Here is a 19254-nt window from a genome sequence, read left to right on the forward strand (position 1 = left end):
TCCTGGCCCGGATAGTAGACGTTGTTGCTCACCAGGCTCGGCGTGGGCCGGTAGTAGGGTGGAAGCGTGATCCCGCCGCTCGGCACCCCGCCGTAAGGGTTTTTCGCCTGGGCTGCGGCTGGTGTATCCTCAGCCGTCTGCGCCGTTGACACGGCGCTCGTTGTTAGCGCCGCCACTCCAGCCAGACCCGCTGTTTTGATTGCATCGCGGCGGCTCATATTTCCGTGACCAGCGCCAGCTTCGCCACTTGTGATCTTTTTTCCTGTTGATTCCGGATTCATGGCTCGTTTTCCTCACCGATGGAAGCCTTTCCGGGGCGGTTTCAAAATCTCAGCCTCGAGGCAAAACCCTAGCAGTAGTACACACCAACCGCGCAGCGCCGCACCGTGCGCCGTGCCACCCCGGCGACGCTGACCGGGGTACGTGGTCGTCCAACCCTGGCCTCGGCGGTCGTCGGCAAGCCCCGGACGAACCGGTTCATTCTGACCCGACACTAGACAACGGCGCGCTCGAAACCATCGTAACCTGGCCTCAATCCTCAGAACGGGATCGTTTGGAATGAAACAATCGCGATGTGGCCGTGATCCGCTCGGACCCGAGAGGGTTTCCTCGACACATATCGCCAAACGCACTACTGGCAATTACAAACACCAGTTCAGCGAGTTTATCTTGAAGTGAGAGGTGACCCAGGCGTGCAGGCAGGCTGATGGAACCCGCCACATATTTGGCCGCGGCTTTACTTGCTCCCGATTGGCCGAAACGGCCTCCATACAAGCATATTCTACTATAGCGTACTCCGCAAATGCAGCTCCGTCCATAGGTTGGCTCCGCATTGCTTATGGCGTTGCTGGTGCGTTGAAAGACCTTTCGTTCAAAGGGTTTCGCAAGACGGCCTCGATATCTGCGACGTCGAGTTTGAGCATGCCACGCTTGAATGGGGGTTTGCGTTGACGCATCGCGGAAAGCTAAGCCACCTCTATTTGCGCCCGACGCTCTAAATGGACAACTGAAGCGCAACTTCTGTCGCAAAAGTCGGTCGCGGGATTCAGACATTTGCGACTGAGATCTGCGACATACGGGCAGCGGCGTCGGAGACATGGTAACGGATTGTAGTGGGTCGCGCGTTTCCGGAATTTTGACACCCAAATCCGGAAAGATCGACATGCCGCAAGCTGAAAAGCTCGTGAGGAGGATGATCGTGCTTTCAGGAAGGCATCAGAAATCCGGTCGACCTGCGCGAAAGGACCAAAGACCGGTAGGGCAGATTGCCGGTCATCCGGGCTAGTCAACCCATGCCGTTGCGGCGATAGCTATAGCAAGAATAGCGATAGCAAGAATAATTGCAGGGGCTGCGAGCGCAGCTCAAGCGCCCTCCTCATCGCTCGCTAGTAATTCCTTCAGAAGCTCCTCTCTGTCCGTCAAATCAAACTCGCGGATCATGTAGAGAACTCTCAGCCCCTCCATCACAGCCGTATGGCTTATCGGGTCCACTTGATGCATTTTGCACCAGTCAGAAACGACCTGTTCCACAAGCTCGGCCTCGGTCTCTTTCGTTGGCGACGTGTTCTTTGCTAAACGCTTGGCCATTGTGGTTCCTCCCAGTCCAAGCAGGTGAAACTTCAACCACCGTGATGGCTTCGTGAAAACCTTGTCCCGTGCCTGGCTTCTGAGTAGGCCGGATCTTAGCGCGGCTTCGCGTTATCTGTTATTTGCGGCGTGTAGACAGCTGTTTCGGTCTTCTTCTCCGACCACGCCCCGCCGATTGCCAAGTAGGCCAGGATAGCGCCCACGGCGAGCAGAAGTAGGCCGATCGGGAAAGCAGTTGAGTGCGTATCATGGCGGGGTAACATTTATACACTCCCGTTCGCAGGGAGAGAACGAATGTGGCGTTTCCGGGTTCCCGCGCGCCCTGCCCAGGGGACTTAAGTCCGACGTGAGACTCGTCAAAGGTCGTATCCCCTTGCCACGCACTTTTCCCGATCCATATGCGATAGAGCGTGCCCCGGAAGAAGGGGTAAAACCCCGCGTAGGTGCGATGTCCCAGAGCGATGCCGCCCGTCCCTTCAGCAGAGCTCTGGGATTGCCGGCCGCCGGCGAATAAAGGCCGGCTCAGCTTGATTCTCAGGCAGGCGAAAAAATGTCACTAGTTCGAGTCGGCAGAGCCCGCTTGGCGATGGCCCTGCCGCGGTTTCGAAAGCAACTGCTCTCCGTGAAGAGCCGCAAGTCGGATGATCTCTTCGAAGCCTATGCGCTTGCGGCACGAACTTTGGAAAAGCTGCACTTGGGAGACCAGCCCGAACTGCTCGCCGAATACGAGACGACGTGTTTGCAAATCCAAGCTGAAGTTCTGCGGTTGCTGGGTGAAGGTGAGCGCTGTACCTAGCGAGCCGTAAGGATCAACTCGCGAGCCGCAGTACCTTTTCCGCCGCCGACCGAATAGGTCACTTGCGCCTCGTGCAAGGCGAAGTGCGCGAACGTCTCCCCACGGCCAGATCAACGCAAGCAGGCCATGTGCCAGAGCGCTCGCCGACGCGAGTCAGCGTGCCGCCCAGTTGGCACCGCGGCGGAAAATCGTGCGCATTTCGGGAACATCGAATTCCTTCGACACATGGCCAAGCGAAGAGTAGAAGACCCGGCCCTTGCCGTGCTTCCGCTTCCAGACGACCGGCATTACAACACCCTCGATCCACCAGGCGTGCTCGCCGGAGAAGGTCGTCGTCGCCAGCACCTCGTTCGACGGGTCGGCATGCATGTAATATTGCTCGGACGTGTAGGGAAAATCGGTGATGCCCTCCATCAGCGGGTCGTCCGGACGCGTGATGTTCACGCGGTAATCGATGATGTTGCCGGGATGCGCCACCCATTGGCCGCCGATGATGAACTGGTATTCGACGCATTCGCGGAAAGCGTCGCCCGCGCCACCATGATAGCCGGCAATACCGACGCCTCCTTCAACGGCGGCGGCGAGGTTCTTCACCTCCTCCTTCTCGATCTTCGACATGGTCATGATCGGCACGATCAGCGACAGGTCGTGGATCGAGGGATCGGCGAAGGCTTCGGTCGTGTGCTCCAGATAGACCTTGAAGCCGTCCTCCTGCAGCATATCGCGGATAATATTGGCGCATTCCTGCGGCTCGTGGCCGCTCCAGCCGCCCCAGACGATCAGTGCCTCACGCATGTCGAACTCCTTCTCAAGAATCTGGACTAGCGGCCGATGCGGCCGTCGACGAGCGATGCCGAAAGCGGTGCCGGACGCTCGATCTTCGTGGTGATGCTGATGGTTGTTCCGGTCTCCGCCGCCTTGCCGAAGGCCTCCATGACTTCGAGTACATGCAGCGCCAAATCTCCGCTCGCCCGGTGTGGCCTTCCCGAGCGAATGGCGTGCGCCATGTCGGCAACGCCGAGCGAGCGGTAATTGCCGTCCGCATAGGGATCCGTGGTGGCGACCGGCTCGAAGGCGCCGCCCTTTTTCAGAAGCTCGATCTGGCCGCCGAAATGGTTCGGGTCCGGTACGATCAGCGTACCCTCGGTTCCGTAGAGCTCGAGTGGCACATGCTTGTGTCCCGCCACGTCGAAACTCATGCCGATCTGTACGACTGCGCCGTTCTCAAAGGCCATCACGCCGGCGACATGGGTCGGCACGTGAACGGGTATGCGTTCACCGTTGCGTGCGGCACTGGTGATCGTGCGTTCCTTCCGCGCGGCCGTGGCAAAGCCGGCGACCTTGGCGACGGGGCCGAAGAGGTTGACGAGATCGGTGATGTAGTAGGGGCCCATGTCGAGCATCGGACCGCCGCCGACCTCGTAATAGAAGTGGGGATTGGGATGCCAGCGCTCGTGACCAGGGCACATGAAGGTGGCAGTGCCGCCGACGGGCGTTCCGAGCACGCCGGCATCGACGATTGCGCGGGCCGTCTGGTGCGAGCCGCCGAGGAATGTATCGGGGGCGGCGCCAATGCGCAGGCCTTTCTCCCGCGCAGTCGCCACCAGCTTTCGTCCGTCCGCAAAGTCGGTGGCGAGCGGCTTTTCCGAGTAGGTGTGCTTGCCTGCCTCCAGCGCCTGCATCGCCACGGTGACATGCGCCTTAGGCACGGTCAGGTTGACGATGAGTTCGATCGAGGGATCGGCGAGGAGGTCGGCGACGTCCCGGGCCTTGAGGTTGAACTCCGCGGCGCGCTGTTCGGCGAGGCTGCGGTTCAGATCGGCGATGCCGCGGATGTCGAGAATGGAGAAGGACGCCATGGCCTTCAGGTAGGCCGACGAGATGTTGCCGCAGCCGATGATGCCGATACCGAGTCTCTCCATTACTCTCCTCCCGAAGTGAAAATCGCGAAAGACCGGCGCATGGCGTCAGAGCCCCGGCGCCGGTCCGGTCGTCCCCCAGGGGGACTCGTAAAGTTCACAGAGCGCTACGACGGCCGCGCCCTGTGCCCAGGTCTCGTCGACCGACTCGTCGAAGACGAGTTCCGCGACTGAACGGATCGAGGGCGGGATTGCGGCCTGATAGGCCTCGCGGATGCTTTCCACGAAAACGCTGCCGAGCGACAGGCTCGACCCGACGATAACGACGCGGGGCGGTCCGAACAGGGTGACGATGTTGGCAACGGCGAGCCCAATCGCCTCTCCCGCCCGTGCCGACGCCGCGATCAGGGTATTGTCCTCCGCCGCGATGAGTGCCTGCGCATGCGCCATGCCGCGTCCGAGCCGCACCGCCTCGGCGAAACGCCCGTCCATCGGATGTTCGCCAAGGATGGCGCTCTCGCCGGCAAGGGTGGCGAGCCGGACGGTCTGGCTGTGGCCGACACCGAGCACGAGGTCGCCGAGATTGTGGCTCAAGCCGCCGGCTCCGCGGAAAAGCTGGCCGGCGTGCAGCACGCCGAGACCCAGCGTCTGCTCCAGTGAAACGAGCACCATGTCATCGAGATCGCGGGCTCGGCCGAACCAGTGATGGGCAAGCGTGATGGCGTGCGCGTCGCTCTCGACGATCGTGGCGACCTTGAGCCGGCTCGTCATTTCGCTGGCGAAATCGACATCCGTTTCGCGGAAGATCGGGCTCGAGCGGACGCAGCCGGTGCGATGCTCGATGACGCCCGGAAGGCCGATGCAGATCGAATCGATATCCTCGAGCGAAAGGTCCGCGTCGACCACGCAACGGCGCACGCCGTCCTCGATCAGGTCGGCGATGACGGCGATGGGCTGGCGGTCGACCCTGATGGGCAGGGTCAGATCCGACAGAACCTCGCCGCGGAAGTTGGTGACGGCGAAGACCATCCGATTGGCTGCAATCTTGGCGCCGACGACGCGGGCGGCATCCGGGTTGAGCTCCAACATGACGCGCGGCCGCCCCCTTGCGGCGGCGTTGCGGATGTCGCCCTCGTGCCGCGTCAGAATGAGGCCGTCGTCCAGCAGCGATGCGGTGATGGCGGAAACGGTCGTGGTCGACAGTTCGGAGCGCTCGCTGATCTCGACGCGGGAAATGGGGCCATGCCGACGGATCGTGTCCAGCACGTTGAAGCGGTTTATTGCGCGCATCAATTCGGGATCGGCGGTCTTCATGGTCTGCGGATGCTCGGGTGCTCGTGGCTGGCGGAAGCTGATGATTATTTTGTCGGAACACGAATTTAATAACCGGCAATCTGAGGTCGCTGTCAAGCGGAATGCCCGAATTATTTGCGTCGGCTGTTGACATTTGCCGGCATCTCATCTGAATTAATCCGCATTGGGGAAAAATTGGTGAGGATGTTTTGCCCCTGGGAGGAGATAAATGATGATGTTTGAACGCCGTTTGGCGCCCTCGCGCGCCGCCAAACTGTCCGCGCTTGCCGCCGCCGGCATGGCGCTTCTCTTCAGCACGAGCCAGGCATCCGCCGAGACGGTGGTCAAATGGCTCCATCTCGAGACGGTCCCTGCCCATCTGAAGATGTGGGAGGACATCGCCGCCAAATACGAGTCGGAACATCCCGGCGTCGATATCCAGATGCAGTTCCTGGAAAACGAGGCTTTCAAGGCAAAACTGCCGACGCTGCTGCAATCGGATGACGCGCCGCATTTCTTCTATAGCTGGGGTGGCGGCGTACTGAAGCAGCAGGCGGAGACCGGCGCGCTGATGGACCTGACGGAGGCGATGCGCGCCGACGGTGGCGCCTGGGAGAAGAGCTACAATCCCGCCGCGGTCAAGGGGCTGACCTTTGACGGCCGAATTTATGCGGTTCCCTTGAAAATGGGAACGATCAGCTTCTTCTACAACAAGGAGCTTTTCGGGAAGGGGGGCGTCAAGGCCGAGGACATCAAGACCTGGGACGACTTCCTGAAGGCAGTGAAGACGCTGAAGGACGCCGGAATCACGCCGATCGCCGGCGGCGGCGGCGACAAGTGGCCGCTGCATTTCTACTGGAGCTATCTCGTCATGCGCAACGGCGGCCAGCCGGTGTTCGAGGACGCCAAAAACAATGAGGGCGAGGGCTTCCTGCACCCTGCAATGATCAGGGCCGGCCAGCAACTCGCCGAACTCGGCAAGCTCGAACCGTTCCAGGGCGGCTATCTCGGCGCAACCTGGCCGCAGACGCTCGGCCTGTTCGGCGACGGCAAGGCGGCGATGATCCTCAGCTTCGAGCATACCGAGGCGACCCAGCGCGCCAATTCCGGCGACGGCAAGGGGCTTGCAATCGATAATATCGGCCGCTTCCCCTTCCCGACCGTCGAGGGCGGGGCGGGCGCCGTGACCGATACGCTGGGCGGCCTCAACGGCTGGGCCGTGACGAAGAACGCTCCGCCCGAAGCGCTCGACTTCCTGCGTTACCTGACCAATGCGGAGAATGAGCGTCTGATGGCAAGCATCGGCATGCTCGTGCCGGTAGCGGTCGGCGCCGAGGATGGCGTCACCAATCCGCTGGTTCGCGCAGCGGCCGATCAACTCGCTGCTTCCACCTGGCATCAGAATTATTTCGACCAGGATCTCGGCCCCTCCGTCGGCCGCGTCGTGAACGACGTTTCCGTCGAAATCCTTTCCGGGCAGATGTCCCCCGAAGAGGGCGCCCGGATGATCCAGGACGCGCGCGAACTCGAGCGAGTACGCAAGGCGGCGCGGCGGTTGAGCCGCCGCCCGGCCTTCGACCAGCCGGTACGAACAGCACGAGGACACCATGACCGACGTGACTGCGACAATGACCGCGGTGCCGCCCGCGGTGAGCCGCAAGAAAGCGCGCTACAAGAGCCCGACCGTGCGGGGGCGGCTTCCGGTACTCATCCTCTTCCTGCCGCCGGCATTGTTGCTCTTCACCGTTTTCGTCATCCTGCCGATGGGCGAGGCGGCCTGGTATAGCCTCTATCGCTGGAACGGCTATGGACTGCCGCAGCAATTCGTGGGCGTCCGCAATTTCGAGGTCCTGTTCAACAACGCGGCCTTCTCGCAGGCGCTGATCAACAACGGCATCATCATCCTCGTGTCGGTGCTTTTGCAGATTCCGCTCGCCCTTTGGCTTGCAATGATGCTCGCCCACAGGATCGCCGGCGTCGTTGCCTTTCGGCTGATCTTCTTTCTCCCTTATGTCCTGGCCGATGTCGCGGCCGGCCTCATCTGGCGCTTCGTCTATGATGGCGACTACGGGCTCTTTGCGGCAGTCGCCGGCTTCCTCGGTGTCGCAACGCCCTATGTGCTCGCCGACCGCAGCCTCGCCATATACGCGGTGCTCGCGGTGATCATCTGGAAATATTTCGGCTTTCACATGATGCTGTTCATCGCCGGCCTGCAGGCGGTGGACAGGAGCGTGCTGGAGGCCGCCGAGATCGATGGAGCGACCGGCTGGCAGAAATTCCGCTATGTGACGCTGCCGCTGCTCGGCTCAACCGTCAGGCTGTCGATCTTCTTCGCCGTCATCGGCTCGCTGCAGCTCTTCGACCTCATCATGCCGCTCACCGGTGGCGGACCCTCCAATTCGACCCAGACCATGGTGACCTTCCTCTACACGTACGGCGTCACCCGCATGCAGGTGGGGCTGGGAAGCGCGGTCGGCGTCGTGCTCTTCGTCATCTGTGTCACGCTCGCCTTCGGCTACAAACGGATCTTCATGCGCCATGACTGACACGACCTCTGCCGTTCGCATGACCACAGGCACCCGCATCTATCTCTACGTGTCGCTATCGCTGGTGGCGATGCTCGTCTTGATCCCGTTGGTGACGACCGCGCTCGGCGGTTTCAAGTCACTCGGCGACCTGCGCGTCAATCCCTTCGGGCTGCCTTCGGAATGGGTGTGGTCCAACTATCTCGATATCCTTTTCGGCGACCGCTACTGGCGGCAAATGCTGAACTCGCTGTTCATCGCGATCGTGACGGTGATGTTGACGGTCATCGTTTCGGCTATGGCCGCCTTCACCTTCGCCCATGTGAAGTTCTTCGGCGCGAACCAGTTGCTGAACTACTTCCTGATCGGGCTCATGTTCCCGGCGGCGACCGCGATCCTGCCGCTGTTCATCCGCATCCGCGATCTCGGCCTGCTCGATACCTACTGGGGCGTCATCCTGCCTCAGGTCGCCTTCGGCCTCGGCATGAGCATCCTGCTCTTCCGCAACTATTTCCGGAATCTCCCGGAAGAACTCTTCCAGGCGGCTTTCGTCGACGGTTGCGGCTATATCCGCTTTTTCTGGCACATCTCCATGCCGCTTTCGCGCCCGATCGTCTCGACCGTCAGCATCATCACCTTCGTGCACAGCTGGAACAGCTACATCCTGCCGCTGATCATGCTGAACACGGAGACGAAATACCCGTGGCCGCTCGGCATTATGGTCTATCGCGGCGAATTCGGCACCGAGTGGCAACTCGTGCTCGCCTTCATCACGTTGACGATCCTGCCGACGGTCATCGTCTTCTTTGTTGCCCAGAAGCACATCATCGCGGGCCTGACGGCCGGCGCGGTGAAATCCTGAGCCATCGTTTCAAGGAGCAAGCATCATGGCATCTGTCGAACTCAGGGACATACGCAAGAGCTACGGGGTTCTCGAGGTGATCCACGACGTGTCGCTGTCGATCCGGGAGGGCGAGTTCATCGCGCTCGTCGGCCCTTCCGGCTGCGGCAAGTCCACGTTGTTGCGCATGATCGCCGGCCTGGAAGAGATCACCGACGGCGAGGTGCTGATCGGCGGCAAGGTGGTCAATCCACTGACGCCGCGCGAGCGCAACATCGCGATGGTGTTCCAGTCCTACGCGCTCTATCCGCACATGACGGTGGCCGAAAACATGGGCTTCAACCTCAAGCTCTCCGGGCTTTCCAAGCCGGAGATCAGCAAACGAGTGGGCGAAGCGGCGCGCATGCTGGCGCTGACGGAGCTTCTCGATCGCAAGCCGAGCCAGCTTTCCGGCGGCCAGCGCCAGCGCGTCGCCATGGGTCGGGCGATTGTCCGCGATCCGGCCGTGTTTCTGTTCGACGAGCCGCTGTCCAACCTCGATGCGAAGCTCAGGGTCCAGATGCGCACCGAGATCAAGGCCTTGCACCAGAAGGTCGCCACTACCTCGATCTACGTGACCCACGACCAGATCGAGGCGATGACGCTCGCCGACCGCATCGTGGTGCTCAACGGCGGCAGGATCGAGCAGGTAGGTACACCCTTGGAGCTCTACCGCACGCCCGCCAACCTCTTCGTCGCGGGCTTCATCGGTTCACCGGCCATGAACGTGCTCGACGGGACGGTCGATGCCGAGGACGGTGAACCGGCGGTACGCCTCAGAGACGGAACGGCGATCCGCATTGCGCCGGAACGCAAGGTGCGGCGCGGCCAGGCGGTCCGGATCGGGCTACGGCCGGAGCATTTCGTCGCCAGTGGCGAGGGCAACGCCATTGCCGGCCCGACGCGGCTCGTCGAGCCGACCGGTGCGCAGACGCATGTCCTCTTCGAGTTCGCCGGGGAACAGATCACCGCCGTCGTCGACGGCGACCATCCTGCTCGCCACGGGACCCTGTTCAAGGCGGCGATGGACCGCAGCCAGATTTACGTCTTCGACCGCGCCACCGGCGCCGCGTTATAGCTAGTCTAATGGACCGGTCTTCGATGCGTCTGGCTCCGATCCCATCTGCAAAGCCCCAAAACCGAACGATTGGAACACTCGCCCGAGCCGAGGGCGAAGGGCCGGGCGCGGTGTCGGAATCTGCCGCGGGGTGAAGGCCAGCGACTGTTCCGCATCAGGGCGATCGTCTGTCGCGGATCGCTCGAAGTTCCGCATGACAGGCAGTTCCGGCGCCTGCGATGCTCACCAGTCTTTTCATTTCGGAGTTGGCGGGATGGCTCGTCCGCAAGGTGCTTGGCGCTGACCGGCCTGATGATTGTCGCCCGGTCGCTGGCGCGACCGGGCGGGTTGGGCATTGTCACTGGAGTTGCGATATTTCGCTCCCTGGTTCAAGCGCAACGGCTTGCCGGGGGTTGTCATCCCGGTTCCCGGCCTTCGACCGGCTGCGCAAGCTGAACCTCCTGCGGCGACCCTTCTCGTCCAACAATTCGTCGTAAGCCCCGTTCCAATCCGCATAAGCGACAATCTGCCGTTTGACCCGACCGCGTCGCGAAGCGGCGCCGATAAGCGCGTCCGGACCGTTGAGCAAGCGTCCCACCCGGCTCATGGTGGGCATGCACCATGACCACGCGCCAGCGCGAGTCCCAGGCTGTCCAAATTTTTTGGTGAGCGTAACGCGTGTTTGAAAATCATGCCGAAAGATCATAGGTCAATTTCTGAGTCAAAGATGCGCCAGTAGAGGTTTTTTGCTGCAATCATCTTGTGCTGCTCCGCCGCTTGATATCATTGGTCACCGCAACCGCCTCCCTGCCGATCTCTCTAAGCAGGCCGGTAACCGGATTGTGGAAACCGACGAGATAGAGGCCGAGCTCGGAGGCCTGGCGAGTGACGCCGCTCTTGCCGGGCCACAATTCCGTCGGCAGGAATTTCTCGAAACCCGGCCGGTAGCCGGTGGCGAGGATGACGCTGTCGAACTCCGCCTGCCTGCCGGAAACGAAAATGGCGCCGTGCTCAGTGAAGCGCTTGATGTCGGGCGCCACTTTTATGCCACCGGACTTGATCGTCTCCACCGTGCCGACATCGATGACCGGGATGCGTCCGGCGTCGACCTGTTCAAGGATGCCCTGCTTTGGCCTGACGATGCCGTATTTCTCGAGCTTGCCCAACGCGAAGTCGAGGACGATCGGGAACAGCCTGTCGTTCACCGCCTGCGGCATCGGTTGGCTGGCGATGGCGATCATCTGGATCGGCACACCGAACAGCTGGAGCGGCACGATGTGGACGCCGTTGCGTACCGACAGCGTCGGACGGGCGCCGCACTCGGCAAGGTCGAGCGCGATCTCGGCGCCGGTGTTACCCATGCCGACAACCAGCACCGACTGGCCGGTGAAGGGCGTGGCCTCGGTATAGTCAGCGCTGTGCAGCCGCCTGCCTTTGAAAGCGTCGATTTCGGGCAGGTCGGGAACGACGGGCTCTGCATTGCTGCCGCTGGCGATCACGACCTGGCGCGCGGAGAAGGTGTTCGTTCCGGTCTCGACCAGGTAGCCGCCGTCCTCGCGGAGGATGGAGTTGACCGTCTCGCCAAAGCGCGGCCGGAGTTCGAAACGCTCGGCATAGGCGTCGAGATAGGCGAGCACCTTCTCGCGCGGCACGTAGCGCGGATAATCCTTCGGGAATGGCATATGGGGCAGCGAGGAGAACGACTTCACCGTATGCAGGTGCAGCCGCCGGTAGTGGCGCCGCCAGACCGGCGCGATCTCATGCGCCTTTTCGAGGATGACGAAATCAAGCCCCGCTCGTCTCAGGCAGGCGCCGACTGCGAGGCCAGCCGGTCCGGCGCCAACGATGACGACATTCGTATGCAAGCGATCGTCCTCTCCGGATGGAGGCAATTTCGACAGGGCTGGAGGGCAAGTGGGCGGTGCGCCGCCTTCCCTTATCCCCCGCCTGCACCGCCCGGAGAGCGCTTCCATGCCTGCCGAGGTGCTTTTCGAGCACGGCAACGGCCGCCTGGTCATTGCCGCCCCATTTAGGCGGATTTCATTTTTCGCGGCAAGAAAAAAAGGGTGAGGGGAGGCCAGAAGCCCACGATCTGATCGCATAATGTATTCAAAGGGACTGCGCTCCGGAGCCTGCGATTATCGAATAATCCTTACAAGTGATACGGTCTGCGACACGGGTGTGAAGACGCGGATCGGCTTCGGCGCCGGGCGGACATCGGCCTAGAGGGGCTAGCATTCTGTCGAGTCGCCGTGCCGAATTTTTCAGCTCGTTAACCTATTGACTCGTTCCATTATTTTTTAGTGTGGGAATTCGTCGATACCCCATTGAGTTGCGATCGATTCCGTCTTAGCCATGCTGCAATCATTAGTGGCAGGTGGCACTCTCTCTATGCGTGTTGGCGGTTTCTTCGTTTCTTCGGTCTTCTTCCTTTCTCTCCTTTCCAATCTCCACGCCCAGACGACCGAGGTGCACGTCAATCCCGACGGCGCCAACGAGGCGGTCCGGCGCATTGAGATGGGGCAGCCGGAGGTCGGAAACAACGGAGTCTTCACCTATAACTATCCGATCGAAATCCCGGCCTTCCGTGGGCTCGAGCCGAAGCTCGGGCTGAGCTACAACTCCGGGCGCAAGACGAAGACCGGCGGCGAATACCAGGGCTGGCTCGGCTATGGCTGGGGGCTGTCCGGTGTGCCGGTGATCGAACGGGCCGGTTACCAGCTCGGCGTGCCGCAATATCTACCGGAGGACGTCTTTCTCCTCAATGGTGAGCCGCTCGTCAAATGCGCCACCGACACCGAGGGCGCTTCGTGTGATGCAGGCGGCAATTGGGTCTCGGAAGTCGAGAACTATCTGAGGATCAAGTTCGACAGCGCCAGCAACACCTGGCAGGTGACCGGCCGTGACGGCACGGTGACGACCTTCGAGTCGGTCGGCAAGATCGCCGGCTCGACGGCCACGGCGGAGGATGCCAAGGATATCGCCTTCAATTACCGCTGGCTGGCGAGAACGGTGAGGGACACCTACGGCAACACGGTCAGCTATAGTTACGACTGCGCCGACATGCCGGTCTGCTATCCGAAGACGGTCTCCTACAACGGCCGGACCATCCAGTTCTTCTACGAGACGCGGCCGGACTATATCACCGCCGCCAACGGCCACACGATCTCGACGATAACGAAGCGGATCAAGGCGATCCTGGTGAAGACCACCTCGACCGTGTCGGCCGGCTATGCTCTGTCTTACGATCCCGCGCCATTGAGCCAGGCGTCGCGGCTCGTCTCGGTGCAGCATTTCGGCGGCAATGTCGCCCTGGACGAGGCGGAAACAATCACCGGCGGCACGGCGCTGCCGAAAACCACCTTCGACTATAACGACGCGAGCGGCACAGGCTTCTCGGCGAAATCGATTGCCGGCCTGACCGGCATGCCTCACCAGCGCCGACGCGTGACTATCGTCAAAGACAATTTCCCTGAACGCGACACTTATAGCTATCGCACCTACTGGAAGCCTGCCTTCGCGGTTGCCGATGTCGACAGTGACGGCGTCACAGAGATCTTCAGGAGCAGGTTCGATTCCTGGGGCGACACGAGTTGCGCCTACATGTTATACCACAGCCCGAACCGCGATGCCGTCTTTTCCACGCAGAATATCCCTACGGTTGGCTGCCCGGGCTTCCTCTTCAACCAGGCGAATCTCGAGGACGCCAGCCTTGTCAACGGCCTTGCGGTTGGCAACTTCGCAAGCGATAAGACGGTGCGGCAGGCGGTCGTGCTCAGCAGCAAGGATGCCGCTGGCGTCGCGAATGTGTTTCCGCCGAGGGTGCGCTGGCAAGCGAGCTTCGACAAAAGCGGCGATACGTTCGCCATTACCGTCAAGGATTGCCTGGCCGCCGCCGGCGCGAGCAACGAGATCACTGACGCACGGCTGAAGGCGCTCTGCCCCAGCGGCTCGAGCAATGCCATCGACTGGGACGGCGACGGTCGCGACAGTCTCGCTGGGCTGGGGAAAGGCTACGGCAACTTTTTCGGCGACGGCCGCACCCAGAGGGTCGGTGCCAGCGGCTTCAACAATGGCGGGGTTCCCGTCACGCTCAACGTCAGTCAGAACGGCGTCAGCGAGACGCCCACCATCGGCATCGCCAAATGCGGCTCCACCTACAAATGCGGCAAGAACTGGGTGGCGCTGGACCTCAACGGCGACGGTCTTGACGATCTCGTCAATTTTTATTTCGGCGTGAGCGACGGCGCCGAAGCCGATGGCTTTATCTCGATCTATCTGTTCACCGGCGACCGGCTGGTCCCGTGGAGAGAGAAGCTTCCTGTCGATGATATGGAAGAGGCGACGTCGCCGTTCGTTTCCGACGTCGACGGCGACGGCAAGAGCGAGCTCGGCCTCGGGGTCTTGCCTAGCAGAAGCGCCAGGCTTGTCAATCTTAGCAACAGCAAGTGGTTTTCCTTCCGCATGCACCAATCGCAGGAGGGCTATGCCTTCCCCCAGACCTATCTCGGCCGGTCGACCAGTTTCATGACGGCTGGGGATTTCAATGGTGATGGTCAGACGGATCTGTTGGCTGCTCCGGCAACGCTGGCGGCGCCGTCGACGAACCCGTATGATCCAGACTACAGCGACAAGCCGCCGCTGGAAAATTCCGACTATACGAGCAAGCTCTTCGATCATTTCGCGAATACTCCATACACGATCCTCTACGGCACAGCGGCAGGCGGTCCAGCCAATCTGCTGAACACGGTGACGAACGAGCAGGGTGGGCAGGTGAAGACGGCCTATCGTCCGTCGACGGCTTATGCGAACAAGTTCCTGCCCTTCGTGCTACCGACGGTCGCCACGGTATCGGCACTCGATGGTCGCGGCGAGACGGCGACGACATCGTATAGCTATGCGAATGGCTACTACGATGCGAGCCGGCGCCGCTTCCTCGGCTTCGGCACGGTGACGAAGAGCCTGCCGAAGATTGCCGGTGAGACCGCGGCACCGGTGGTCCGAACGACCTATGTCCTGTCCAATGCCGCGATCGGTCTGCCGTCGAAGATCGAATATCTCGACGACGACGGCGTCGTGCGCCGCACGGTCAGTGAGACCTACGCACTGAAGACGGCGACGCTGCCCTATTCGGCGCTGAACACGGCGACGACCACGACCCGCACCGAAGGCAGCGTCACCCGGACTTTGAAGACGACGCGCAGCTTCGACGCCTGGGGCAACATTACCGCCGAGATCAACCACGGCCGCACCGACAAGGAGGGTGATGAGGTTCTGGTCGACACCGACTACACCGTCAACACCGCGAAATACATCATGTCGTTGCCGCACCGGCAGCGCACCTATGACGGTGTCGATCTGACCGGCACATTGCTGAAGCAGACGCTGTTCTTCTACGACGAGAACGCCCATGCGGCCGCACCGGATCAAGGCAGCCTCACCGCTCGGCGCGACTACACGACGGCGAGCAGCTACCAGACCTCGACCTTCACCTATGACGTCTATGGCAACCGGCTGACGGCGACCATCAGCGGCGACGAGACGACGACGTGGGTCTATGACCCCGGCTACCATCTCTATGTCGTGAAGGAGACCAATCCTCTCGGACATGTCACGACCTTCGTGCCGAACGCGCCTTGCGGCGCGCCGGCCTCGAAGACCGATCCGAACGGCGTCGCCACGACATATAGCTATGACGTCTTCTGCCGTCCGACCCTCGTCGAGAATGAGGTCACCGGCTCTTACGTCAAGACCAGCTATGCCTCCTTCGGCGATCCGCTGAACCAGCGCATCACCACCACGACGGGCCGCGCGAACCACACCGGCACCGGCGACCAGGCGCAGTACTTCGACGGTTTCGGTCGCGTCTGGAAAGTCTTGACGGCCGGGGATGGAAGCTCTCCGACCTCCTATGTCGAGACCCAATACGACGACCGCAGCAACAAGATGAAGGTCAGCCTGCCCTATGAAGCGGAGCAGCCGCCCTACTGGACGACGACGACATTCGACTGGGCGAACCGGCCGCTGAAGGTGACCAACCCGGACAGCACCTTCAAGAGCTACGCCTATGCACTTCCGGATGCGAACGGCGGCAGCAGCAATGTGCTCATGGACCGCACCCAGGTGACCGACGAAGAAGGCATGTCGACCTTCACGCACGTCTCGACCGGCGGCGACGTCACCGAGGTGGTGCAGCGCACCCCGACCGCCGCCGACGGGACCTATACGTCGCGTCGGCTCTATGGCGCCAGCTATGACGGGCTGCACCGCATGCTCAAGGTCATGGACGCGGCCGGCTCGGTCTGGAGCTACAGCTACGACCTGATGGGCAACCGGCTCGTCGCCGACGATCCGGACCTCGGCAAGTGGCTCTACGTCTACGACGACGCCAGCCGGGTGATCCGCCAGACGGATGCGCGCGGCAAGGTGACGACGATCACCTATGACAAGCTCGGCCGGCCGGTGACGACGCGCGCCTACGACGATCTGGCCGACGCGACGGCCGGCACCGGTGGCACGCTTATCGCCCAGAACGGCTACGACAACATGGCGGAAGCCGGTTATTACAACAAGGGTCAGCTGACGAGTTCCGTGAACGGCGCCGCGTCGCAGCAGTTCGACTACAATGCCGACGGCCTCTTGCAGAAGAAGATCGTGACGATCGACGGCGTCCAGCACATCGACCAGACCGGTTACGACAAGGGGCGGCTGCCGCTCTGGAAGGATTACAACTCGGATACTGACGCGCTCGACGTCGGTACCAGCACGAGCAAGTGGAGCTACAACCGCAAATCCCAGCTTTACGCCATCCCCGGCTATATCACCGCGATCGAGTATGAGCCGGACGGCCAGACCTCGTCGATCACCTATGCCAATGGCGTCAAGACGACCTTTGCCTATTCGCCGACGCGGCGTTGGCTCACAAGCTTCAACACGTCGCGCGACCCCGGCAATGGCGATCCGATCGTCACCATCGTCAACGGCAGCTACGGCCGCGATAAGACCGGCCGCATCACCTCGATCAACGCCAGCGGCACGGGCAACGATTGGACCTACGACTATGACGGCTTCGGCCGCCTCTTGGGCGTCACCCATGCCGGCAACAAGGAATCGGTCTATTCCGAGGACTTCACCTATTACACCAACGACAACCTGAGAACCCGCACGCGGCTGACGGGCGGCTTCGTCTATCCCGCGGCAACCGCCGACCGGCCGCACGCGCCGCTATCCTTGAACGGCGTCGCCTTCAGCTACGACGCCAACGGCAACCTGCTTTCGGACGGCGAGCGTAGCTTCACCTATGACCGCGCAAACCGCGTCTCGCAGGTGGTCAACGCCAGCGGCTCAACCGTCACGCTGTCCTACGGCCCGGACGGGGCGCGGGCGAAGAAGAGTTGGCCGCTCGGCACGACGCTCTATCCGGATGCAAGTGTCGAATGGGATCCGGCCGATCAGGTGTTCACCCGCTACCCGCACATGGACATCAGCGTCGTCGGCACGACGAAGTACTTCCTGCACCGCGATCATCTCTCGTCGGTCCGGGCCGTCACCAACATCAACGGCACCGTCGCCGAGAGCACCCGCTACGCGGCCTTCGGCGAGCCCAGCAACAAGGCGATGACGACGCAGAAGAACTATGTCGGCGAGCGCTTCGACCCGGAAACCGGGCTGATGTACCTCAACGCCCGCTACATGGACCCGACCTTCGGTCGGTTCATCTCGCCGGACGATTGGAACCCGACGCTCGCAGGCGTCGGTACCAATCGGTACGCCTATGCCGCCAACGATCCGGTGAACCGGAGCGATCCGAACGGGCATGTGTGGAGCGGATTGGAGTCGAAGTTCGATCAACGGTCGGAGCGCCCAGAGCAAAAGGAGGTTGCGGGGCTTAACGACGGTACGAAGACGCAGTCGACCAAGTCAACGAAGTTCGCGGGCGGGTACGACAGCGATAAAAATGACGATCGGATAGATGATGATTACCAGCTTTCAGATGATCTTAGCCTTCCCAGCAACGCAATCGAAAGAATCTCCCCCAACGGTGACCGTTTGGAAGACGGGCGCAGGATTTTTGGCATTGGGGAGATTGGTGGCGGAGTGCGTGGCGTTACGGTCGGTGGTAATACGAGCATCGCTCCGACCGTAGGGGGTCTTCGTGCCAACGGCCTCAAGGACGCTCACCACATCATCCAGGATGCGGCAGTTCGAAAACTAGAGGGATACCGCACGAACGCCGCGCCTGGAGTAGTACTTAAAGGTCCGTCTAACCTATCTGGGACTGCTCACAATCTCGCAACGGCGGTGCAGCGACAAGCGGGTGGCGGAACTTATGCGGCTGAAAGAAGAATCGGATATAAAGCTCTGCGTGCTGCAGGTTTTTCAGCAGAAACAGCCCGATCTGCCATTGAGCGAGCAGATACCTACTTCGAAAGCATTGGAGTCACACTGGACACCATTACGCGCATACCGGGGAACAGACGATGAGCACATTGGATCGCCGCATTGTTGCACTTCTCAGACAAGTAATTGCATGGCTTGTCGATCGAGATTTCGTTGCTGTTGAGGCCCGCTCAAGGGGTGTTCGTCTGTCCGCTGACTTGATACGACAAGCGGTAGACGAGTATGGCCGGACACTGGTCACGCCCCCTGATGAAGCATTTTGGGACATTGATGCTATCCCTGTGGCAAATTCAGACGAGCGAGTATGGTCGGTTCGGTTCGATCTATGGACGCAGGAAGAGGGCCGATCTGATCTATCTTTGGAATGCACCGTTATCATTGACCGTGGTTCGCTCCACTTAGAAATCGATAACATCCACGTTCCATAGTCGCGAAACGAAGAGGATGGCGGCCGTGCTATGGCCCAAGAGCATGATCGGTCGACGTGTGAGTCAGATTGGTGAAGCGCTGAAAGTCATCTGCTCTTCCTTGCTGTTTTTGCCTTGGCACTGCCAGGGCGAGTGTTTATCGGAAGCGCGGACGAACAAGTCCACAAAGTCCTAGCCGGGACGCGACCTGCATGAGGAGGTCGCGCGGAGATGCCATGGCAGCGCGCTGATGTCGATCCTGGTCAGTACCGTTTGTGGTTACGCTGCTCGAGCAGGGGGTGCATTGCGGGCTTCCCGCTCCTCGGCATGCTTTCAATAAAACTGTGGAAAGGCTCGATCGTCGTTAACAGTGGAATCCTCGTTGCTGAGTCCCTCCTGTAAGAGATTAAAAGCAAAGGTTGAGGGAATCCGGTGTGCGCAGGGGTCGGT

At 61.3% G+C, this 19254-nt stretch carries 12 protein-coding genes and 1 pseudogene; 7 read left to right on the forward strand and 6 right to left on the reverse strand.

Annotation, left to right across the window (positions count from 1 at the left end):
• The coding region (locus N181_RS14160) for a twin-arginine translocation signal domain-containing protein (protein ID WP_155621616.1) at positions 1 to 281 on the reverse strand (281 nt) is incomplete at its 3' end.
• Between the two features lie 1081 nt (positions 282 to 1362).
• Complete coding sequence (locus N181_RS14165) at positions 1363 to 1587, reverse strand: hypothetical protein (RefSeq protein WP_014329619.1); 225 nt, start codon at positions 1585 to 1587, stop codon at positions 1363 to 1365.
• Between the two features lie 586 nt (positions 1588 to 2173).
• On the opposite strand from N181_RS14165, the gene N181_RS14170 reads away from it, so the two are divergent.
• A complete protein-coding gene (locus N181_RS14170; RefSeq protein WP_234885900.1) occupies positions 2174 to 2383 on the forward strand; it encodes a hypothetical protein in 210 nt (69 codons plus the stop codon).
• A gap of 153 nt (positions 2384 to 2536) precedes the next feature.
• On the opposite strand, the gene N181_RS14175 is transcribed toward N181_RS14170, so the two are convergent.
• From N181_RS14175 to N181_RS14185, 3 genes are read right to left on the reverse strand one after another with little or no spacing between them, the layout of a single operon-like run.
• Positions 2537 to 3178 carry a ThuA domain-containing protein gene (locus tag N181_RS14175; RefSeq protein WP_014329617.1) on the reverse strand — a complete coding sequence of 214 codons (642 nt, stop codon included), beginning with the start codon at positions 3176 to 3178 and terminating at the stop codon, positions 2537 to 2539.
• A 26-nt stretch (positions 3179 to 3204) separates the two neighbouring features.
• Positions 3205 to 4305, reverse strand: coding sequence for a Gfo/Idh/MocA family protein (locus N181_RS14180; protein WP_037394558.1), 1101 nt, complete (start codon positions 4303 to 4305; stop codon positions 3205 to 3207).
• Positions 4306 to 4350: 45 nt separating this feature from the next.
• Positions 4351 to 5556: an ROK family transcriptional regulator gene (locus N181_RS14185; protein WP_014329615.1), complete on the reverse strand. Its 1206-nt coding sequence runs from the start codon at positions 5554 to 5556 to the stop codon at positions 4351 to 4353.
• A gap of 211 nt (positions 5557 to 5767) precedes the next feature.
• Here N181_RS14185 and N181_RS14190 point away from each other — a divergent pair.
• The 4 genes and pseudogenes from N181_RS14190 to N181_RS14205 all read left to right on the forward strand — a co-directional run.
• A pseudogene (locus N181_RS14190) lies at positions 5768 to 7066 on the forward strand (ABC transporter substrate-binding protein); the annotation flags it as partial.
• A 76-nt stretch (positions 7067 to 7142) separates the two neighbouring features.
• A complete protein-coding gene (locus tag N181_RS14195) occupies positions 7143 to 8081 on the forward strand; it encodes a carbohydrate ABC transporter permease (protein ID WP_014329613.1) in 939 nt (312 codons plus the stop codon).
• The gene (locus tag N181_RS14200; RefSeq protein WP_014329612.1) at positions 8074 to 8922 is read left to right on the forward strand and encodes a carbohydrate ABC transporter permease; all 849 of its coding nucleotides are present in this window, start codon (positions 8074 to 8076) and stop codon (positions 8920 to 8922) included. Before N181_RS14195 ends, N181_RS14200 begins: the two co-directional genes overlap by 8 nt.
• A 25-nt stretch (positions 8923 to 8947) precedes the next feature.
• Positions 8948 to 10018, forward strand: a complete 1071-nt coding sequence (locus tag N181_RS14205) for an ABC transporter ATP-binding protein (protein ID WP_014329611.1) — start codon at positions 8948 to 8950, stop codon at positions 10016 to 10018.
• 734 nt (positions 10019 to 10752) lie between these two features.
• Here the strand turns inward: N181_RS14205 and N181_RS14215 are convergent.
• Positions 10753 to 11862 (reverse strand): flavin-containing monooxygenase, encoded by a 1110-nt coding sequence (locus tag N181_RS14215; RefSeq protein WP_037394568.1) that lies wholly within the window; start codon positions 11860 to 11862, stop codon positions 10753 to 10755.
• A 526-nt stretch (positions 11863 to 12388) separates the two neighbouring features.
• On the opposite strand from N181_RS14215, the gene N181_RS33725 reads away from it, so the two are divergent.
• Together N181_RS33725 and N181_RS34275 are read left to right on the forward strand one after the other, a co-directional pair.
• The gene (locus N181_RS33725; RefSeq protein ID WP_060563452.1) at positions 12389 to 18481 is read left to right on the forward strand and encodes an RHS repeat-associated core domain-containing protein; all 6093 of its coding nucleotides are present in this window, start codon (positions 12389 to 12391) and stop codon (positions 18479 to 18481) included.
• Complete coding sequence (locus tag N181_RS34275; RefSeq protein ID WP_162130045.1) at positions 18478 to 18825, forward strand: DUF7668 domain-containing protein; 348 nt, start codon at positions 18478 to 18480, stop codon at positions 18823 to 18825. Before N181_RS33725 ends, N181_RS34275 begins: the two co-directional genes overlap by 4 nt.
• Positions 18826 to 19254: the final 429 nt, after the last annotated feature.

The sequence above is a fragment of the Sinorhizobium fredii USDA 205 genome (genome assembly GCF_001461695.1).
Lineage (GTDB): Bacteria > Pseudomonadota > Alphaproteobacteria > Rhizobiales > Rhizobiaceae > Sinorhizobium > Sinorhizobium fredii.